This is a genomic window from Roseicyclus sp. (assembly GCF_052168335.1).
Classification (GTDB): Bacteria; Pseudomonadota; Alphaproteobacteria; order Rhodobacterales; family Rhodobacteraceae; genus Roseibacterium.
This window is the reverse complement of sequence record NZ_JBQLZP010000573.1, coordinates 1-4,734: the sequence shown is the minus strand read 5'-3', so window position 1 is coordinate 4,734 and position 4,734 is coordinate 1. Positions and strand designations below refer to the sequence as shown.

Here is a 4,734-nt window from a genome sequence, read left to right as displayed (position 1 = left end):
CCTCGGCGGTGGAGACCTGCACCACGGGCAGGCGGTGCGCCACCGGCGTCAGCGTCTCGGCGAAACGGATGCGCCGGTCGGAGAGGCCCAGCGCCAGCGCGATCATCAGCGCGAGGCCGCCGCCCCCCGCGATCCCGGCGGCGGCGAGGGTCTTGCGGCTGTCGTCGGAGGGCTCCAGCGGTTCGGAGGGCGGCGACATGAGCACCGTGTATCCGGGCAGCGCGCGCCCGGATTCGAGGCGGATCACCTCGAGGGCGCGGCGCGTCTCCTCCAGCAGGTCCTCGGAGTCCCCGATCTCCCGCTCCACGCGGTCGAGCTCGATCCGGCGGCGGTTGAGATCCCGCGCCTCCTCGCGCGCCGCCGCAAGCTGCCCGGCGAGGCGTGCCTCCAGCCCGCGCAGCTCCTCCAGGCTGTTGTCGTCGCCGTCCGCGCTCGCGTCGGTCAGCGCGCCGGTCTGGCCGAGGATGCGGATCTGCTCGCGCCGGTCGGCGAGCGCGCGCTCGATGACGGCGATCTCCTCGAGCTTCGCGCGCTCGGCCTGCACGAAGCGGGGGTTGGTCTGCCCTGCATATCCGGCGCGGAGCGCGGCCAGTTCGCTCATCAGCCGCGCGCGCTCGAAGCCGAGGTCGGCCATGGTCCGGTCGAGCAGCGTCGCGCGCATGATCTCCTGGTCGGAGGTATCCACAGAAGTGGCGCCGTCGCTGGCCTCGATGGCGGCGAGCGTCGCCGCGACCTCGGACAGGCGGGCGTCGAGCCCGTCGATCTGCGCTATCTTCTCCACATGGGCGCGGGCGATGGCGCTGATGCCGTATTCGCCGCCGATCTCGAGCTGGTCGGCCCGCAACTGCTCGAGCCGCACGAGGAGCTCCGCCTCGCGGGCATGGAGCTCGGCCAGCCGCACGGCGGACCGGGCCTCCTCGGTCTCCGCCGTCAGCGCCATGTAGGCCGCGACGACCGCCTCGAGCTTGTCGGCGGCGAAGGCGGCGTCGCGGCTCAGGGTGGTCAGCACGATCAGGCTGTCGGACCGGCGGATCGAGATCGACCCGGTGAGGTCGGAGACGGTGAGGCCGCTGGCCAGCTCGGGCCGCGTCCCGGTCAGGATCTCCAGCGCGCGGGCCATGACCGGATGCGACGCGACATAGCTCGTCTCGGCCTTCACGAAACTGTCGAAGGTCTTGAGGACCGAGTCGTCGCCGGTGGCGTAAAGGATGTTCGATTCCTGCGGGAAGACCCGGAGGATGGCCTGCGACTCGTAGAGCTCGGCCCCCGACATGTAGCCCCCCGCCCCGAGCGCCCCGCCGAGCAGGACCGCGCCGCCGAAGGCGTGTTTCCACCGCCCGCGCAGCGCCCGCGCGAGCGCGCCGAGCGGGTTCGGCTCGGGCGGGCCGGGCTGGGCCGCGAGCGGCTGGCCCTGCTCCTCTTCGGGCAGGGGGAGGGATGCGGCGGCGCCCATGTCGCTATCCCGGGACGCGCGTGGTCAGGTCGCGCTCCCACCGGGCGGCGCCCGCCCCGCGGTCGACCGCGAGCGAGAGCCGCACCCAGAGCGTCACGAGGAGGAAGAAGGCGATCGGGAGCGCATCGGCGGGCGCGGCGAGCGCGCGGCGCAGCATGGCGCGGGCGCTGCCGCGCTCGGGGCTGGCCTTGCCCATCCGCGCGATCTGGCGCGCGCCGCGCAGGCTCCGCCGCCGGACACGCAGGAGGCTCGCCATCGTCAGCGGCGCACGCGCCGTGAAGCGGCAGCCGGGCACGAAGGCGACCTCGCCGGGGGCGAAGCTGCGGCGGATGAACTCGTCGTCGGCGGTCACCTCCGGCAAGGGGAAGACGCGGGCCGCACCCTCCGGCGACAGCGCGAAGAGCCCGCCGAACTTGCCCCTCGCGAAATACGGGTTGGCGCGCCAGCCGACGTAGAAGGTCCGCACCGCGGGCGAGGCGTCGGCGGTGGCGACGTCCATCTGGCCGCAGGCCGCCATCGCGCCGCCCTCGGCCACGGGCTCGAGCAGCGCGAGGAGCGATTCCGCCGTCACGTCGAGATCGGCGTCGAGGCAGATCACCGGCGCGCCCGGATCGGCCGCCGCGTGGCCGAGGTTCAGCGCGTGGCACTTGCCCGCGCGCTCGGTCTCGATCACCAGCGCCTGCGGCAGCGCCGCCCGCGCCCGCGCCGCCGTGGCGTCCGAGCAACCGTTGGCGATGACGACGACGCGCACCTGCCCGAGCGGCAGCCCGCGCGAGAGATACCACAGCGTGCGCCCGATGACCGCCGCCTCGTCATGGGCGGGGATGAGGATGGTGGCGAGGGTCATGCGACGCCCCCATCACCCGCCGCGCGGCCTTCCGGCCGGTCCCAGACGAAGGCGCGGATCACGTCGATCAGCGGGTGGAGGGCGTCGTTCGCGCCGGGCGCACCGGGCGCGTCGGACGCGTCGGGCGTGCGGGTGCAGGCGACCTCGAAGCCCCGCGCCAGCGCGCGGTCGAGCTCCAGATGCAGCGCCTCGCCGTCCTCGACGACCGACACGTTCGACAGCCGCGCCATCTCGCGCACGGTGTCCTGCTGGTGGTCGTTGCGGTGCTCGCCGAACTTGGCGCGGCGGGGCATCAGGATCAGGGGCTTGCCCAGTTCCGCCGCCGTCAGGATCGTGCCCATGCCGGCATGGGCCACGACGAGGCGCGCGGCCCCGAGGCGGGCGCGGAACTCGGCCTGGCCGAGGTGGCCCACCGTCTCGATGTGGCGAAAGCGGCGCCGGCTCGCACCCGCCTGGGCGAGAACGGGTACGCCGGGGTTCCGGGCGGCCCAGCCGTCGAGACCGAGGAGCAGGCGGTCGAAGGGCAGCTGCGTGCCCACGGTGGCGAAGATCATGGCGGAGGTCCCGGTTGCCGGCGGCCCGTCAGATCACGGCGCCGCGGTATTCCGCGCCGGTCAGTTCGGCCACGCGCGGCCATTGCGACAGGACCCGGTCGGCCACGCCCAGCGCGAGGCGGGCCGAGATCGACAGCTCGCGCGCGTTGGCGATGGAGTCGATGAACATGGTGCGCGCCCCGACCAGCCGCGCGAGGCGGATGGCGAGGAAGCCGCCCGCCGCGCCGGTCGAGACGACAACGTCCGGCCGCACCCGGAGCACGATCCACGCCATCCGCAGGAGGCAGGCCACGAGCCGCAGGGGCGTGTCCTTGTTCGCGTCGGGATAGACGTGGACGCGGGCGTCGGCCGCCTCGGCGGCCGAGAGATCGGTGGTGGCATAATGCACCTCGGCCCCTGCGAAGGCCGGCGCGAGGCGCTGAAGCTGGATCCAGTGGCCACCCCCCGACGAGACGGCGAGGATGACGGGGCGGGTGCGGGTACGCTTGAACATCGGCTGGTGTCCTGTATCGGCATTGCTGTTCCAGCGACGTCGATACCGCAGGTTAACCAACTGATAACACTGCGCGAACAGGGGCCCGGCCGGCTATTTCGCACAGGGTGCCATAGCCTTTCGGATAGGAAGGGGCGCGGTTCGGTCGGCCGTGATATCCGCATAGAGCGCCACCAGCCGTGCCGCCTTGGCGGGCCACAGTCCCTCGCGCGCCACCTTGTCCCGCGCGCCTGCGCCGAGGCGGGCGCGGAGGCCGGGGTCCCCGGCCAGGCGACGCAGCGCGGCGGCGATGGCGCGGGCGTAGGTCTCGGGGTCGCTCACCGGAATCCGCAGGCCGGAGGCGTCGTCGACGATCCATCCCGGCCCGCCCCGGTCCGCCGTCACCACCGGCAGCCCGTGGCGCATCGCCTCGTAGAGGACGCCGCCCGCAGGCTCGCGGAAGGAGGGTAAGCAGAACACGTCGTGCGTCTCGTAGAGGGCCTCGACCTCGACGCGCGGGACGCGGCCGAGGAACCGGACGCGGTGGGCGAGGCCGAGGCGCTCGGCCTCGGCGCGGCAGGGCTCGAGATCCTCGCCCGCGCCCGCGCTCGTCAGGGTCACGCCGGGCAGGTCCGGCAGCTGCGCGAGCGCCCGGACCGCGTCGCGCAGGCCCTTGGTGCGGACCGCGCGCCCGACATGGAGCACCGCGAGGGTTCCCGGCCTGCCCGCGCGCATCCGCACGGGCGCCACGTCGTCGGCGCCGAGTTCCAGCACGCTCTCGAACCGGCGGAGCGGGATATCGGCCAGCACCTCCTCCACGTAGGGCGCGACGCCGAGGATGCAGGCGGCCCGGACATAGCTCTGCCTGAGCCAGGGATCGTGGCGGAAGCGGCAGGCGTCGAGCGCGCGCAGCCGGGTGAAGACGGGCGCGCCCGCCACCTCGGCGCGGAACGCCTCGGGCGTCTCCAGCGCGCCGCCGAGGGGGCCGATCACGTAGGGAATCCCGAAATGCCGGAGCGGCGAGGCATAGCGCGCGGCCTCCGGCATGAGCTGGTGCGCGATGTCGAAGCGCTCCCCCCGGGTCAGCGCCGCACCGATCCAGCCGCGCACCTGCCGCGCGAAGACGGGCCAGGCGGGCTTGAGCATCGCGTTCAGCCGCTCGTGCGCCATCGCCCAGGCGGGCTCGGGCCAGGTGACGACGCGGGCGCGGGGCAGTTGCGCGGCCACGTCCGGGCGGCCCGGCCGCTGGAACGTCAGGACGGTGAGATCGACAAGCGGGCCGAGCGCCTCGGCCCACTTGTAGGCCATCAGCGCCTCGCCGACATCGGTGCCGTCGACGTTGGGCGCGACGAGAAGGACCTTCATCATCGCACGGCCTCCGGCGCGGCGGCGCGGGCCCGGCACTTCG

The 4,734-nt window shown here is 74.0% G+C and carries 5 protein-coding genes; all 5 read right to left on the bottom strand.

Annotated features, from left to right (window positions below; translation table 11 throughout):
• The coding region (locus ACTS11_RS17665; protein WP_442641609.1) for a hypothetical protein at positions 1–1,453 on the bottom strand (1,453 nt) is incomplete at its 3' end.
• A 4-nt stretch (positions 1,454–1,457) separates the two neighbouring features.
• A complete protein-coding gene (locus ACTS11_RS17660; protein ID WP_442641608.1) occupies positions 1,458–2,300 on the bottom strand; it encodes a glycosyltransferase in 843 nt (280 codons plus the stop codon).
• On the bottom strand, positions 2,297–2,854 hold the full coding sequence (locus ACTS11_RS17655) for a glycosyltransferase (protein ID WP_442641607.1): 558 nt from the start codon (positions 2,852–2,854) through the stop codon (positions 2,297–2,299). The genes ACTS11_RS17660 and ACTS11_RS17655 overlap by 4 nt, the downstream gene beginning before the upstream one ends.
• Before the next feature lie 28 nt (positions 2,855–2,882).
• On the bottom strand, positions 2,883–3,347 hold the full coding sequence (locus tag ACTS11_RS17650) for a UDP-N-acetylglucosamine--LPS N-acetylglucosamine transferase (RefSeq protein ID WP_442641606.1): 465 nt from the start codon (positions 3,345–3,347) through the stop codon (positions 2,883–2,885).
• A 93-nt stretch (positions 3,348–3,440) separates the two neighbouring features.
• Positions 3,441–4,734, bottom strand: a 1,294-nt coding sequence (locus ACTS11_RS17645) for a glycosyltransferase (RefSeq protein ID WP_442641605.1), incomplete at its 5' end; no start/stop codon positions are given.